Genomic DNA, 15439 nt, shown 5'->3' with positions numbered 1-15439 from the left:
TAAGTGTACAGAAAATGATCCTTTTCTGTACACTTTTTTATATGTTTTATTTACGTATAAAAGAATTGTCTAACAAATGGAATGGTGCACATATCCAAAATTGGGCAATGGTCCTCAATCAGTCAATGATCAATGAAACCATCTCTTCTCGAATTGAAAAATATACGATTTCCCTTTCTTGATGATAGGTTTATTTATCCATACGTTCAATCCGTCCATTTCTGGCTGAGTAGGCTGCTGGAGACCTTTATTGTGTATAACAACTTTCAGCTAGACAATTTCCACAGTTTAGTTGACAAACATGCCTCATAAATTTATATTTGTATATTTTACCAACTTGATAACGGAAATCTCTTCCACATATTTTCTGCCACACAAACATACCAATAATTATCATCCCAACAAAACTCGCCCTGTTCACCAGCTTCCGTGGAAGAGGAAATCGTGCGCTTGCCAGATAATCTCATTGTATCTCCATCAACATGGAGTGGGCTAGTTGGTTTTGAAGTATTGATACCAACATAATCAGTTGCTCGATTAACTGAAAGTGGCGTATCTTTGTATTCACCTTCATCTGAATAACTAATGACCCGGAAATTAGAACCGAAATCCTCATCTTCTTCTTCCGTATTATCAATACCTACTGCAAAACGACGATCCTCATTAGTTGTATAAGTTCCCGAACTAAATTTTATTGTTCGGTCGCCAGTAGGGGCTCCTTCAACGAAAATTCCATTTCCAGAAGCAATAAATTTGGAATTTGAACGTACATACATATCTTCTAGCGGTAAGCCATACGAATTGGGTTCGTTAAATTTTCCAAAAGGCATTTCTAAAACTGTTTGCAGTTGACCACTTTCATCTGGAATTTCAAAAGAAGTATGATTATGCCAAACAGGTTCTTCTTCCGTACTATAGATTGGCTTCACCATGACTGACTAGCCAAAAAGTGGTTCTTGGAGACAAAGGATCTTCTAAATAATCTTCCCGAAAAGCAATTGCACCTTTTGCTTGAGAATCTTTCATGTCAATCCGAATCACTTCACCAAAATGCGCTGGATCACCATCATCACTAAGCCTTTGAGCTCTTTGATAAGATTCAAGCTGCAAACGTCCAGCACTATCAAAATTATTTTGTCCGCCTTCATCGGTCGAGGGAATAAGTAAAGTTGCTGGCTTCTCACTCAATTTTGTGATTATTTCCGAAGACAGATTTTTCTCACACGCTGTTAGCAATGCTACAGCAATGATTCCAATCGACGCAATGGGTATTGATTTCTTCATCTTTATTACTCCTTTTCTAAGTTTGATACCAATGTTCTTAAAATTAATTTTCCAGCGACATCACTATAACAAGTTTCAAATTCTATCATCTGGTTGCCCATTTGAAAATTCCAACTGTTATTAACGTGTAAATACGAATATATAATGGCAAGGAAAACTAAGGTGGGAAAGCAAACAGATACCAAAATAAACTACGATCAGCATAATAAATTGATCCTAAATAATAAACTAATACCGCATAAATCACAGCCGCAATTATCATTAGAACCTTTAACATAAAATCAGTAAAGAACAGCAAGTAGATAGAAAGTATCGAGTTAAACATCAATAAAAATTATTCCAATACTTGAAAAGTGAGCACAATCACAAGAATTGCCATAGCTTTACCATGAGCTGATCTTCAAAACTATTTTCTAAAAAATATAACAGGCGTATTGAAATATTTTAACTTTCGATCACTGATTTATCTAATAGGTGGTTTAATTGTTAATAAATTAACAAAAAGTTTTATAGAATACAAATAAAAAAACTTAAAATTCTATGTCGTTTAGAAGTATGGAGACGTTATAAAAAGACTCGCAAAATCAAAGAGGTTGTGATATAAGTCTCTAAAAAAATGCCAGTGAAATGACGGAAAACCGTTCATTTCACTGGCATTTTTGGGCAAAATAAAAGAGTATAGGTGGCTGCCTATACTCCAATTCTAATCCTCGAAAGGACTAAAAACACATGACTAATTATAACATGGACCAACTTATCTTGGATATAACAACTTCTTATGTTCCTAAAAAAGACAATACCGCCTAGTTTATTCACGAGCTTGTGGAGCCCCGTCAACTCAATGAACCCTATCTTTTTGGACCACTGGAGCACGATCTTAGTTTGATGCTGAAACTACTTATATTTGCCTATATCCGAAGTGTATTCAGCAGTCGTAAAATCGAACAACTGGCGGAAGAAAGTTTACCCGCACGCTGGCTGATGCAAGAATGTGTTCCTTCTTACCAAACAATTGCCTAGTTCCGATCCTGAAACAAGAAAAATCTATGCACGAAGAAAAATCGACGTAGAACCTGTTTTTGGATGGATGAAAGTCTTTTTAGGTTTCACTGGTTACCATGTCTGAGGTATGGGAAAAGTGAAGAAGTAAACAGGACTTCTAGTTCTAAATCTTAATAAGATGAAACTGGCTGTTGCAGAACGAATAACAGGACTTCTCACATAGAAAATGGACCCATCTCTGAAAATTTTTATCGGATTTTTGAGATGTGTCCATTATTTTTTGAACCTGCTTACGTCACAGCCTCTTGTCTAATCTATTATCTCTGAAAAGTCATTAACAGCTTTTCTAATTTTTTCTTGTCCTTTGCCGACAGCTTTCCCTACCGGAATCATCAATACTGGTATTAACGAAGTGGGAATGCTAAGGTACTCCATAATTTGTTTAAAGTTGGCACCCCGCATCGGGACAGAATCATAACCATGGGCACGAACTACATGCATTAGGTTCATTGAAAAAAGTCCAACGTCTAATTTTATTCCTTCAGCGTCTTTGTCTTCGGGATGAGACGAAAAATATCTTTCAATACGTTCTTTTTGACTTTCAACTTGGGAAGGGGCTAAAAGACCTTGATCCACGCGATTTCTTAGCAGTTCTTCAGTGTTGTAAGCCTCCTTATCTCCAAAAACTAAAAATACGACTGAAGCATCTTCAACTTGCTGCTGACCATAGGTGAGCTCCTTTAAAACTTTTTGTTTTGCTTTATTTTTGACTGCATATACCTTCCATGGTTGGAAATTGTTACTTGAGGGTGCGGTAGCCGCACTTTCTATTATTGAAAGGATTTTTTCATCCTCGATTTTGAACAATGGATCAAAGTTTCTGATAGAATACCTGCCGGTCAAAAATTCTAGTTCTTCCATGAGATTCCTCTTTTCTTAAAAGTATGTTTTGATTATAATGAATAGAATTATAGAATACTAGTACGCACATTTTTGTAACTTAGGAGAATGATGATGAAAAAAATGAAACATGGATTTGTGGACTTGGAAAAGCAATTAATTTACTGGGAGGCAAATGGCGCCTCAATATACTATGGGAGCTTTCTAAAAATGAACTCATTCGTTTCAATGAACTTAAAAGAAAACTACCAGGAATCTCCAATTTAATGCTGACACGTTCCTTAGAAGCTTTACAACAGGAAGACTTAATAACAAAGAGAAATGTTGGAACCTATCCTTTGCATGTCGAATATTCACTTACTGAAAAATCTAAATCACTGGTGTCGATCATGAAATCCTTAAACCAATGGGGAGATACTCATCTATAATGATGCTCTTCCAAATGGACTTCACTGAATACCGTAACTTAATGCTAGGATGTAAAACGTCAGCATGCGCGTAAAAAAATACTAAACTTTAACAAAAAAAAATAACACTAGCTCTAAGAGCGGAGACAGCGATTGCCGATCACACTTTTTTCCTCACCTCAAAATTATTGCCACACGCAATTATCTAACGTATCTTTAATTTTAAAAGAACATACCATTAAACAGGAGGACACCTCAGTGAAAGCAAAGTTTTTTTCTATTAAAGAAATCGCAGAGATGTATGGTATTTCTACCCATATCCTGCGACATTATGAAAATCTGGGTTTGTTAACGCCGATCAGAACCGAGAAGAACTATCGGCTGTACTCAGAAAAGGAAATTTATCTTTTGAACATCATTCGTGATTTGCGTGAGCTGGACGTGCCGTTAGAAACCATCGAAGGGTACTTGAAGGATCGAACCCTAGCAACAACCCAAGAAATTTTCCGTGAGAATCAGCGGTTGCTAAAGGAAAAGATTGCCCTGATGGAGAAAAAGCTGGCAGGAGTGACCGTCCGTAATCAAATTTTGGATCAGCTGCAGCAGCAGGAGCTGCCGATTGAAAGAATAGTAATCGAAGAGAAAGAAGCTCGCCCGTATTTTTGGAAAGCAGTTGATTATGTTAACGAAGCAGAATTCGAAACGGCGATGCGGGAATTGTACGGCGAGGTGCTGGAGCAGAGCAGCTCTTATGACTTCCATTTTGTAGCTGGGATTATTGCCGATAGTCCTGAGCTTAAGTATGAGGGGATTTTATTTCTAACAGAATCAGGTACTGAAGAGCTGGCTGCCCAGTACGATTGCTTGGAATCTGGAAAATATGCCAGCTATTTTTATCAGGGAGATTATCAGCAAGCAGACAGTCATTTGAAGAAGATGAAGGAACAGCTGAAACAACAAGGCTGCCAGGTGGAGCTTCCGTTCTATGAGTTCTATTTAATTGACTTTCATGAGACTCAGCACAGTGAAGAATTTTTAACCGAAATCCAAGTAAGACTTGTCAATTGACCTTATAACCGTTATAACCTCTATACTTTTATTATCAAGTATTTTAGGAGGACTCATAATGGAAAAAAGATATGATGTAGTTATTATCGGCGCTGGTTTTGCAGGACTGGCAGCTGGTTTATCATTAAAGAAGCAAGGCCTTGAAACGGTTATTCTGGAAGCGCGCAACCGAGTAGGTGGTCGAACGGAAACCAAATGGTTAGAAGATGGAACGCAGATCGACTTAGGCGGTCAATGGTTAGGACCAACCCAGGATCGCATGTATGAGTTGGCTGAGGAGTATGGTGTACCAACGTTCCCTTCACAATTGTTTGGTAAGGGACAGTACCATTATCTTGATGGCGTGCATGACCAAGAGCCGGCTGAAATGCTGGAGCTGTTTGAAGTAATCGATGAACTAGCTGATCAGGTGAATTTGGACCACCCACACCAAAGTCCGAATATTGATACCCAGGACCGAATGACGTTGGCTAGCTGGCTAAGCTTGCAGGCGGAAGATGAAGAAGTTGCTGGTTTCGTCGGTCGAATGCTAGCCGGTGGTTTGTTAGCTTCCGATGCGGGGGAAGTTTCTCTGTTTCAAATGCTGTATTACATTAAGGCTGGTAACGGTGTCCAAAGCTTATTAGGGGCAAAAGGCGGAGCTCAACAGGACCGGATTGTTGGCGGACTGCAGGCCATCGCTGAAAAGATGGCGCAAGACTACGGCTCGGTGCTTTACCAGCAAGTGGTTAAGGAAGTTGCGAAGACCGATGAAGGCTACCTTGTAGAAACAAGAGCAGGAGACCAGTATTCCGCTGTTCAAGTTTTAATCGCTGTACCTCCAACCGTTGTAAATTCAAAAATTACCTTTACACCAGAGCTACCGGTTTGGAAGAAAAAGACCCTGCAGAGCATTCTGCCAGGTAGCGCATCAAAATATCATGCCGTATATGATCAGCCATTTTGGCGTGAGTCAGGGTTATCCGGCCAGCGCAATATGAGTAAAGGGCTGATTATCGAGAGCTTAGATAATTCCTTAGTGGACCAAAAGAAAGGCATCCTGACCTTCTTTGTTTACGGCATTGATTCGATCCAGTTAAGTAAGCTGCCGAAAGAAGAGCGTGAAGCGCGTCTGATTGAAGAATTAGTCAAGCTTTATGGGGAACAAGCAAGAAGTCCTGAGCATTTTATTACGCAGGATTGGAACGAGGAACCTTTTACTAACGGCTGTTTCTCTGGACACTTCACACCAGGCGGCTTCATCAAATATGGGGAGTTCCTGCAATCAGAAGTTGAAGGAATTCACTTTGCCGGAACCGAAACGGCTACAATTTGGAACGGCTACTTTGAAGGGGCTGTTCGTTCTGGTGAACGGGAAGCAGAAAAGATTTTGGCGAAAAGTAAGGTTAATGTAGGAGCGTAAACGAGTTTGGTTAACTGATGAGATAAAAGTAAATAGTATTATACTGTGCTTATTTATGGAATAGTTGTATTAACTATTGCTTACGGCTGTCTCAAATATGGCAAGTAACGATTCCACTACGAAGTGCTGGAATCATTCTTGCTGTTTTATCAAACATACTATTTTTCTTTCCGATGTCTCTACTGATTGGCTTAATAATCGATGGATAGATTCTTGGAGTATAGAAGAAAACAGTACTATAACAATAAATTATTAAACTTCTGTCAAGCGGATTTTCTTATTGAAACCGCTTGACTTTTTTTGTTTCCAGTGTAAAATGAAAATCAAATGAACGTTAAACGAATTTTAAACGAAAAAGGAGTGGTGTTAAATGGAGAATTATGAAAGACTAGATGAAATTTATTCTTACATCAAAAATAAGCAACGCGCAACAACAAAAGAACTATCAGAAAACTTTAACGTAACAGAACAAACTATTCGAAATGATCTCTCATCTTTGGAAAATGAGTTAAAAGTTGTTCGAGTTCACGGTGGTGCTAAGCTTTTCAAGGCTGATACTTTTGATGAACGCTTGGAAGAAAATGTGAGTGAAAAGAAAACCTTAGGCATGTATGCTGCAACCATGGTTGAGGAGAAGGATATTATCTTTTTAGATGGCGGTACCAGCATGTTGTATTTGGTAGATTATTTACCAAAAGACATTAAATTAAAAATTATTACCGCTAGTTTACCTATTGCAGATCGGTGCAGCACTTTACCGAATGTTGAGATCTATTGTTTAGGAGGAATACTTAACAAACAAACAAAAGAAATGTATGGTCCTAGAGCGATTGAAGATGCTGCAACACTATTGGCAAATAAGGCATTTATTGGTGTCAGCGGTTTTTCTCTTGATAGCGAGTTTACCGAAAACAATGTGTATTCATTAGAAGTGAAGCGCAAGCTCCTTCCTTCTGTTCAAAGGAAAATAGTGATTGCTGATTCTAAGAAGGAAAACCGTTTAGGCATTCAAAAAGCATTCAGCTTTGAGGAAATTGATGTGTTTATTACTGGTAAGGAAGTCTCTAAAAGTTTTCTTAGTCAGACGAATGGTCTTATGGAGGTGGTGACTCAATAAAATGGACGTTTTATTGAAAGGGGGTGAAAAGATGTACAGTCAACTCGTTCACAAATCATTGGTTTTCTATGATCAAACATTTGCTGATCAAGAAGCTTTTTTTAAGAAGGCGAATACTGATTTATTAGGTACAGAATTTGTCACAGGAACATTCTATGAATCAGTTGTCAAAAGGGAGAGCAAGTATCCTACTGGCTTGGCACTTCCGACAATGTCAATAGCGATTCCTCACACTGATCCCGAGAATATAAACAAAGCATTTATCGCAGTGTACCATTTGACACAGCCAGTTGTTTTTACTCAAATGGCGACAATAGACGTTAAGGTTGAAAGTCAACTTATCCTAGTTTTAGGAATTAAGGAACCGAAAGAACAAGTCGGATTATTATCAACTATCATCGATTTGATTAGCGCTGAAGATTTCGTAGACCAATATCGTAAAATACAGGATCAAGAAGATATGTATCAGCTTTTCAAAAAAAATCTATAGAAAAAGGTGTGTAGGGAAGATGAAAAAAGTTATTGTAGCCTGCGGTAGTGGAGTAGCAACGAGTCAAACAGTCGCATCAAAAATTGGTCGATTGCTAAATGAACGTAAGGTGAATGCTTCAGTTGAAGCTGTTGATATTAAGTCGATTAAAACATTTATTAAGAACGCGGATGCTTATGTATCGATTACGCCAACTAGCGAGACCTATGGAGTTCCAAAATTTGACGGAATTAAGTTTTTAACCGGTATGGGAATGGAAGAAGAATTAGATAAATTGATTGAAGAACTGAAAAAATAAAAATTGAGGGGGAAGTTAGTTAAATGATTGAAACTCTTTCAAATATATTTCAATACATTTTAGATATGGGCGCAACGGTTTTTGTGCCTATCATTATGTTCATTATCGGAATCGTAGCAAAAATGCGCGTTAAGGATGCCTTCAGTGCAGCACTGATTTTTGGTGTAGCCTTTGCAGGTATGAATTTAGTAGTTGATTATATGTTAGGGAATATCACTCCGGCGGCCAAAGCATTTGCTACTAACACAGGGATTAATTTAACTTCAATTGATGGTGGGTGGACAACAGGAGCCTCGATAACTTGGGCATGGAAATATGCATTCTTGGCTTTTCCTGTAACAATCTTAATCAATATTTTGATGCTGGTTTTCAAATTGACCAAGACATTAAACGTAGATATGTGGAATGTTTGGGGAAAAGCATTTTGTGCGGTAATGGTAACCTATATTTCTGGAAACATCTATTTAGCTTTCTTGGTGGTAGCTATTCAAGTGGTTGTTGAATTAAAGGCTGGAGATATTTGGGGCAGAGAAATTCAAGAATTGACAGGCATTCCTGGCGTAACACTGCCTCATCATATGACATTGATTGCTTGTCTTCTATATCCCATTGATAAGCTGATGGATTACATTCCCTTGTTTCAAAAGCATGTAGATGTGCATACATTGAAAGAAAAAATTGGAATTTTTTCTGAGAATCACGTTATGGGATTCATTGTTGGGACAGCATTAGGTTTGGTTGGCGGATACGAGGTTTCAGACGCATTAGTTTTGGGAATAAATGCGGCCGCAGCATTAACCTTATTCCCTATGGTATCGAAATTGTTTATGCAGGCACTGTCACCAATCTCTGATGCAATTTCAGAGTATATGAGAACAAGATTTAAGGATCGTGAGCTTTATATTGGTCTTGATTGGCCCATTTTAGCGGGTAGTAACGAGATATGGGTTTTAGCTATTTTATTAATCCCATTTGAATTACTGTTTGCCGTAATCTTACCTGGAAATCAAGTATTGCCATTTGCAGGATTGATTAATTTATCAATTGTTGTGGCAGCTTATTTATTGGGAAGAGGCAATATTATCCGAATGTTAGGTTATGGTATTATCACAACACCAGTTTTTCTTTATATTGGCACTTACTTTGCGCCATACATTACTCAATTAGCTCAAGATACCGGTGCTGTTAACGTAGAAGAAGGGACCATGCTTGCCTGGGCGACCATTGAGAATGGCGAATTTAAATTTGCTTTTGCTAACGCGATGGCTGGACACTGGTGGGGAATTTTATTAGCAATTGCTTGGATGGGATTATTCATTATCTTTTATCGAGGTCGTAAAAAAGAGGATGAAATTCGATATGCAGAAGCTGAGTAAAAAAACTGCGACGAAATTGTTTTGGTATGCATCACTTGCGATAGCAATCTATCTATTTATTTACGGATGGAGACAACATGGTATTTTTTATACTGGTCTAGCATTAATGATTGGTATTCTATTTCGTTATTTTGGGAATGATAGTTTATTCTCAGAGCTGGATGAACGGATAGCAAAAAAACGGAAGGGAAAGATTTGAAATGATTTACACAGTTACACTGAATCCAGCCATAGACAATATTATCAAAACCAAAGAAATATTGACTCGTGGAAAAAATAATCGGATTCAAGAAAAATATTTGGATGTTGGCGGTAAAGGAACACATGTATCCGTAGGCTTAACGTTATTAGAACAGAAAAATATTTGTACCGGAATTACTGGTGAAAAAAGAAGTCAGGAACTGGTAGATTTATTGCAAAACTACGGAACAGAGAGTTCGTTTTATACTGTGACTGATCAAGCAGTGCGAAATAATTATATTTTGACGGATGATAGTGGAGAAGGCAGTTTCATGATCACTGATTTTGGTTTTCCTTTAGAAAAGGAACAGATTGATCTTTTCCTATTAGAAAAATTAAGTGAGTTAAAAGAAGAAGACACTGTTGTTATCTCAGGAAATCCCTGCATACAGACGCCACTTGAGACTTTTGCCTATTTTCTAGATCGACTTGAAGAACGCAAAGTACGATTGATTGCTGATGTGTCTGGTGAATTCTTAAACGAGGTTTTAAAAAGGGAAGTATTCTTAATTAAACCAAACCAGCACGAGTTTTCAGAAATTGTGAATGAAGATTTATCTACATTGGAAGAATGCATTGCTGCTTATAGCGAAAACAAAGAGTTATTAAGCAATGTCAAAAACATCAGTGTTTCAATGGGCGGAACTGGATCAGTCTTCCTTACAGAACAGGATTCATTCATTTTTGAACCACCATTTATTGATACGGTGAATGATACTGGAAGTGGTGACGCTTTTGTTTCGGGATTGATCTATGGATTAGTAAATGATTTGTCAGTAAAAGAGATCGGCAGATTGGCTACTGCTATAGGGGCTGCGAAGGCCGAGGAAGAGAAAAGTACAGGTTTTAGCATCCAACGAGTAAAAGAACTTAAAGAACAAGTAATATGCAGGAAGATAGGTGAGTAGAGCATTGTTATATTTAGAAGAAAGAACCAAATTATGCAAGTTCGTTAAAACAATGTATGATCGAAAATTTACGAACTCAGCTGGTGGTAATGTTTCGGTAAAGATTAATGACGAACATTTCATTATGACTCCGACACTTATGTCACAAAATCATTTATGCAATTTAACACCTGAACAGATTCTAGTCATTGACAAAAATGAAAGGATAGTAGAAGGATCAGGAAAAATTACGCGAGAAATCAATATGCATATGGCTTGCTATGAAGAAAATTTGAACATCGGTTGTGTGGTTCATGCTCACGCATTAGATTCAATGGTTTTTGCATGTATGGGGTTAGATATGCCAAATATCAGTGAAGCCACTCAAAAATTGGAAGACATTCGCTGTCTTGAGTTTGCCCCTGCGACTTCGCCCGAATTGGCTAGGGTGGTTAGAAAAGAAGTCAAACAAGACCAAACTATACCGAAAGCTTACTTGTTAAGAAAACATGGGGTTTTAGTAGTTGGCGCTACTCTTGAAAAAACCTACGATATGCTTGAGCGACTTGAATGGAATGCGTACATCGCTAAAGAATACTTAATCTTCAAACAAGTGGGCGTTTCAAATATAGATGATCTTGTTAGCTACAATTATAACATAGAAGAATAATACGCCGCTAATCTGCTTTTTTGAAAATGAACGATCTACTAGACTTGGACTTTTATCAGATATGAATAAAAGTCCAAGTCTTATTTTTATTGGAGATAATTACATAAAAAAATTTAACTTCTCTAAACACACGAATGGAGTCTTGAGATCAACTCTAACCTATTCCTTGATAGATCAAACTGCTATACTAGTTCGATATGTCGAAGAGTTCAGTGTAGCAACGATTAAGGCAGTCTTGAACTTCTAATCAGGTGAAATATCGATCATGATGGATAGAGACAATTATTGCAGATTGAATCAATGCTGTGTAACTGATTTAAAACGGAAATTAACGATTCCAAAGCTGTTTTTTATGGATGCTTCTCTAAACTCTCTACATAGAAAAGTGGATTTTTGAGGGTTCGTTAACTCACTTCCACAATAGATAAGGAAACTTATGTAATTGTTAGCGCTTATCTCTCATGTTATCTTAGACATGTAAAGAAGAGCGTTAGCTAACAGAAAGGTGATATCCATGAACGAAAGGCAAATAAAACTCGCGCGCTTGCTAATTGAACATGATGAATTTTTACCTGCTTCTTTCTATAGTAAAAAATTATCTGTCTCAACTAAAACTGTATTTCAAGATCTAGAAACACTTCGACTTTTCATTCAACCTTATTCTGTAGAGATAGAAAGATTACCTTCTTTAGGTATCCGACTATGTGGTGAACATTCTGCAAAAACAAACTTTTTAAAAGAATTAGAAAATGAGCTTTCGCAAGATCAATTATCGCCGATAAATAGAAGAGCCAAAATTATCAAAAGTGTATTTTTCGAAGAAGATAACCCAACATTGGAATCTCTTGCTGAACGATACTTAGTCAGTAAGACGTCACTTTATAACGATTTGAAAATCATGAACGAGATCATTGTATCGAACAATATTGAAATAACATCTAATAATGATGGTTTGATTAGCCAAGGTCAAGAAAATGACATTCAATCAGCAGCGAAACAGTTAGTAGCTCATTTTTCAAATCTGTGTGAGGAGAATTCTATTAATGGGAAGCTGTATCACTTCTTTTCAAAACAATTAGTGGATACCGTGTCAAAAGTTCTGCATAAGAATTTTAGAGAACTCACTGAGAATGTTTCTGATTACTATATGGAATCACTTTTGACAACTCTTTTAGTTCAATGCCGACGCCTTAAAATTGGGTTTCATGTTGAAGGTGAAGCTGATTACTTATTTAGCAGCATACGATATATGGAGACTTTTGTGGTTGCTAATGAAATGTCTGAGGAATTGTCACAAGAAACTGGGTTGATTTTTAGTGAAGCAGATAAAGAATACTTGTCACGTCAACTTTTCGCTCATCGAGTAACTACTGAGGTGAAAGCTAGTGACGAAACTTATGTCGATTTGGTTCACCGACTGATTTCGAGAATGAGTAAAATTGAAAAAGTTGATCTGATGCAGGATGAACACCTCTTCAATTCATTAATATACCATGTACCTGCTATGATTCTCCGTCTAAAACGAGGAATTCACATTGAGAATCCTTTATTGGAGAGTATTCGTGATCAGTACTCTGAGCTTTTTAGTATTGTCTGGTATGCATTAGTTATAGTGGAACAACAGTATGATGTTATTTTGAACGATGACGAGATTTCATTTATTTTAATTCACTTCCAAATTGCCTTGGATCGTCAATCCAAAGCAAATAATATTATCATTGTTTGTCAATATGGGATGTCTTCAGCACAGTTTATTTTTTCTAAAGTTCGGAAGTTCATACCAGCTCATGATAATGTAGAGATTTCTACAATGGAACGATTTAATAAAAGTGACAAAGAAAATATTGATCTGATCATCAGCTCAATAGATATTCCCCAGTCAAAGATTCCCTTTGTGAAGGTAACACCTTTAGTCAGTGACCAAGATTATATCAAGATCATGGAAGCTTATACGAAGTATCTTATCCAATGTGAACCTTTTGGGATATCGGCTTCATTAGAGCATGCTTTTGAAGCAGAAGTATTGAATAAATACATCAGCCCTCAATTAATTAGCTTGCAAAATTTTTTTCCCGATAAAGCTGATTGCTTAAATAATATGATTGATGAGCTTGAGAAGTGTAGATTAGTTTTGCCTAGTTTTCGTAAATCTATTTTTGATAGAGAAGATATTGGCAATACTAATTTAGATAGTGGCGTTGCATTACCCCATGCAGATCCAACAACTATTCTTAAGTCGCACATATATATTGTATCCCTTAAAAAAGCGATCAATTGGGGAGAACGTACAGTTAATTATTATGGTAAATCTTAGTGAAGAAGACTTACCCGAAATACGTGAAGTTGTCGAAGAACTCTATCAATTTATTGATGAGAAGAAAAAGGTTGATACCCTTGTGAAACTCAAAGATTCATCGCAAATGCTACAAATTTTTAGTACTGGAGGAAACTAAAATGTTTTTTGATCAAGAACTTTGTTTATTTCATATCAAACCAGAAGATCAAACACACTTATTTGAAGATATGTATAAAAAACTTTATCTATCGGGATGTGTCAAAGCAAGCTTTTTAGACGGCATCACGACAAGGGAAACTGAATACCCTACTGGACTGGAATTCAATGGTGTCGGCTTTGCGATTCCTCATACAGATTCCGTCTATGTTAACAAGTCACAAATCTGTTTTGCATCATTAGAAGAACCGGTAATTTTTCAAGATATGACAGATAAAAACCATAACATCGAAGTCAATTTAGTGTTTATGTTGGCGATGGCGGTTCCTCATGAACAAGTAGAAACCTTACAAAACTTAATGACATTATTTACTGATGATCAGAAAGTTAATCAATTACGAGAGTTATCATCTCAAGAAGAGTTTAGTAAATTGCTAAATGGTTCTGGTGTTTATTAGAACAATCAAGGAGGAAAAGTAAATGGATGTTATTATGAGTGGTATTCAATGGTTTATTGGACTAGGATCAACTGTTTTCCTACCAGTTATCATTTTTATAATCGGTTTATTCTTTGGTTTAAAACCAGGCAAAGCTTTTATTTCTGGGGTAACCGTTGGTATTGGTAATATTGGCTTAGGATTGGTTTTGGATTTGCTCGCTGGTGGTTTAGGTAGTGCGATCCAACAAATGGGTGAGAAATTTGGAACGTCTTTGAATATTTTAGATATTGGTGTTGGTGTCGGTGGTCCTCTCGCTTTTTCAACCTCTTTAGGAATTTTAATGATTCCTATCTCATTGATTTTGAACTTTATTTTAGTGATACTTGGCTTGACCAAAACCTTGAATGTTGATATTTGGAATTTTTGGTTCCCGATTTTCTTAGGTATGCTCGTTCAAACGGTAACGGGTAACTTCTGGTTTGGACTTATCGGAGCAATTGTTGCCGTTCTTTTACAATGGTTCTTAGCGGATGCTGCTCAAGAAGAAGTGAGTGAATTCTTTGGATATCCAGGTATTGCAATTACTCATATGATGGCATTGTCAGGAGTGTTGTTCGCAAAGCCGATGAATTGGGTGTTTGATCGAATTCCAGGGTTTAACAAGATTGATGCAGATGCCGAAAGCCTGACCAGAAAATTTGGGATTTTTGGTGACACGGTTGTCATTGGCTTGATCATTGGAGGCGTCGTTGGTTTCTTAGCAGGCTATGATGCTGCAGGTGTGGGGCTGTTGGCGATGCAAACCGCTGCAGTTATGAAAGTTATGCCAAAAATGGTAGCGATGTTTATGGAAGGTTTGTTGCCAATTGCTGAAGCGGCTAAAGAATTTACTGACAAGAAACTAAACGGGCGTGTTGTAAATATTGGGATGGATGCGGCGTTGACAGTTGGTCATCCGACAGTCATGTCTACTGCATTATTGTTAGTACCTATATCGTTATTACTTGCAGTAATCCTACCAGGAAATCAAGTGTTGCCTTTTGGTGATCTGGCTTTCTTCACCTTTGCGATCTGCTTAATGGTCCCATTCTTTAAAGGCAATATTGTTCGATCGCTTGTGGGTTGTTCACTTTACCTAGTTATGACTTTCTATTTATCTACCTGGCTGGCTCCTATCGTGACGGATCTTTTTCAAATGGCAAACTTTGATGTGGGTACATCTGGTCTAGTAACGATGCTGCTAAGTGGACTTTGGCCAGCAGGATTGTTTGTACTACTCGCTCAAAAACTAGGAGTCTTTGGTATCGTGATTTTAGGTGTTTTAATCGTAGCAGGAATGCTTTACCTCAACAAAATCAAAGCAAACAAAGTAAAAAAAATACAAGAAGCTTAATAAAGAAAGTAGG

At 37.3% G+C, this 15439-nt stretch carries 18 protein-coding genes and 1 pseudogene; 16 read left to right on the top strand and 3 right to left on the bottom strand.

What is annotated here, in order from left to right:
• Window positions 1-32: 32 nt before the first annotated feature.
• Window positions 33-182: pseudogene (locus tag IGI49_RS06065) on the top strand (IS256 family transposase); the annotation flags it as partial.
• A 147-nt stretch (window positions 183-329) separates the two neighbouring features.
• Here IGI49_RS06065 and IGI49_RS06060 read toward each other — a convergent pair.
• Together IGI49_RS06060 and IGI49_RS06055 are read right to left on the bottom strand one after the other, a co-directional pair.
• The gene (locus tag IGI49_RS06060; RefSeq protein ID WP_429963798.1) at window positions 330-932 is read right to left on the bottom strand and encodes a hypothetical protein; all 603 of its coding nucleotides are present in this window, start codon (window positions 930-932) and stop codon (window positions 330-332) included.
• Window positions 913-1284, bottom strand: coding sequence for a hypothetical protein (locus IGI49_RS06055; RefSeq protein WP_429963797.1), 372 nt, complete (start codon window positions 1282-1284; stop codon window positions 913-915). The genes IGI49_RS06060 and IGI49_RS06055 overlap by 20 nt, the downstream gene beginning before the upstream one ends.
• An 822-nt stretch (window positions 1285-2106) precedes the next feature.
• Between IGI49_RS06055 and IGI49_RS06050 the strand changes: the two genes are divergently transcribed.
• A complete protein-coding gene (locus IGI49_RS06050) occupies window positions 2107-2304 on the top strand; it encodes a transposase (RefSeq protein ID WP_429963796.1) in 198 nt (65 codons plus the stop codon).
• A gap of 291 nt (window positions 2305-2595) precedes the next feature.
• Here the strand turns inward: IGI49_RS06050 and IGI49_RS06045 are convergent, their stop codons facing one another.
• Window positions 2596-3207 (bottom strand): nitroreductase family protein, encoded by a 612-nt coding sequence (locus tag IGI49_RS06045; RefSeq protein ID WP_429963795.1) that lies wholly within the window; start codon window positions 3205-3207, stop codon window positions 2596-2598.
• Window positions 3208-3300: 93 nt separating this feature from the next.
• On the opposite strand from IGI49_RS06045, the gene IGI49_RS06040 reads away from it, so the two are divergent.
• From IGI49_RS06040 to IGI49_RS05975, 14 genes are all read left to right on the top strand, one after another.
• Window positions 3301-3453 carry a hypothetical protein gene (locus IGI49_RS06040; protein WP_429963794.1) on the top strand — a complete coding sequence of 51 codons (153 nt, stop codon included), beginning with the start codon at window positions 3301-3303 and terminating at the stop codon, window positions 3451-3453.
• Window positions 3405-3614, top strand: coding sequence for a winged helix-turn-helix transcriptional regulator (locus IGI49_RS06035; RefSeq protein WP_429964975.1), 210 nt, complete (start codon window positions 3405-3407; stop codon window positions 3612-3614). The genes IGI49_RS06040 and IGI49_RS06035 overlap by 49 nt, the downstream gene beginning before the upstream one ends.
• Window positions 3615-3851: 237 nt before the next feature.
• Complete coding sequence (locus IGI49_RS06030; protein ID WP_429963793.1) at window positions 3852-4661, top strand: MerR family transcriptional regulator; 810 nt, start codon at window positions 3852-3854, stop codon at window positions 4659-4661.
• 58 nt (window positions 4662-4719) lie between these two features.
• A complete protein-coding gene (locus tag IGI49_RS06025) occupies window positions 4720-6063 on the top strand; it encodes a flavin monoamine oxidase family protein (RefSeq protein ID WP_429963792.1) in 1344 nt (447 codons plus the stop codon).
• A gap of 370 nt (window positions 6064-6433) precedes the next feature.
• The gene (locus tag IGI49_RS06020; RefSeq protein WP_429963791.1) at window positions 6434-7180 is read left to right on the top strand and encodes a DeoR/GlpR family DNA-binding transcription regulator; all 747 of its coding nucleotides are present in this window, start codon (window positions 6434-6436) and stop codon (window positions 7178-7180) included.
• 31 nt (window positions 7181-7211) lie between these two features.
• Complete coding sequence (locus IGI49_RS06015) at window positions 7212-7670, top strand: PTS sugar transporter subunit IIA (protein ID WP_429963790.1); 459 nt, start codon at window positions 7212-7214, stop codon at window positions 7668-7670.
• A gap of 19 nt (window positions 7671-7689) precedes the next feature.
• Window positions 7690-7968 carry a PTS sugar transporter subunit IIB gene (locus IGI49_RS06010; RefSeq protein ID WP_429963789.1) on the top strand — a complete coding sequence of 93 codons (279 nt, stop codon included), beginning with the start codon at window positions 7690-7692 and terminating at the stop codon, window positions 7966-7968.
• A gap of 23 nt (window positions 7969-7991) precedes the next feature.
• Entirely contained in the window at window positions 7992-9344 is a 1353-nt protein-coding gene (locus IGI49_RS06005; protein WP_429963788.1) for a PTS galactitol transporter subunit IIC, read from the top strand.
• Window positions 9328-9543, top strand: a complete 216-nt coding sequence (locus IGI49_RS06000) for a hypothetical protein (RefSeq protein ID WP_429963787.1) — start codon at window positions 9328-9330, stop codon at window positions 9541-9543. Before IGI49_RS06005 ends, IGI49_RS06000 begins: the two co-directional genes overlap by 17 nt.
• A 1-nt stretch (window position 9544) precedes the next feature.
• Complete coding sequence (locus tag IGI49_RS05995) at window positions 9545-10492, top strand: 1-phosphofructokinase family hexose kinase (protein ID WP_429963786.1); 948 nt, start codon at window positions 9545-9547, stop codon at window positions 10490-10492.
• Window positions 10493-10496: 4 nt separating this feature from the next.
• A complete protein-coding gene (locus IGI49_RS05990; RefSeq protein WP_429964974.1) occupies window positions 10497-11141 on the top strand; it encodes a class II aldolase/adducin family protein in 645 nt (214 codons plus the stop codon).
• 514 nt (window positions 11142-11655) lie between these two features.
• Complete coding sequence (locus tag IGI49_RS05985; RefSeq protein WP_429963785.1) at window positions 11656-13455, top strand: BglG family transcription antiterminator; 1800 nt, start codon at window positions 11656-11658, stop codon at window positions 13453-13455.
• Window positions 13456-13595: 140 nt separating this feature from the next.
• Entirely contained in the window at window positions 13596-14051 is a 456-nt protein-coding gene (locus IGI49_RS05980; protein WP_429963784.1) for a PTS sugar transporter subunit IIA, read from the top strand.
• 22 nt (window positions 14052-14073) lie between these two features.
• Window positions 14074-15426 (top strand): PTS galactitol transporter subunit IIC, encoded by a 1353-nt coding sequence (locus IGI49_RS05975; protein ID WP_429963783.1) that lies wholly within the window; start codon window positions 14074-14076, stop codon window positions 15424-15426.
• Window positions 15427-15439: the final 13 nt, after the last annotated feature.

The sequence above is a fragment of the Enterococcus sp. AZ071 genome (genome assembly GCF_050499065.1).
In the GTDB taxonomy this organism is placed as follows: domain Bacteria; phylum Bacillota; class Bacilli; order Lactobacillales; family Enterococcaceae; genus Enterococcus_A; species Enterococcus_A ferrettii.
This window is presented reverse-complemented; position numbering and strand designations above follow the sequence as displayed.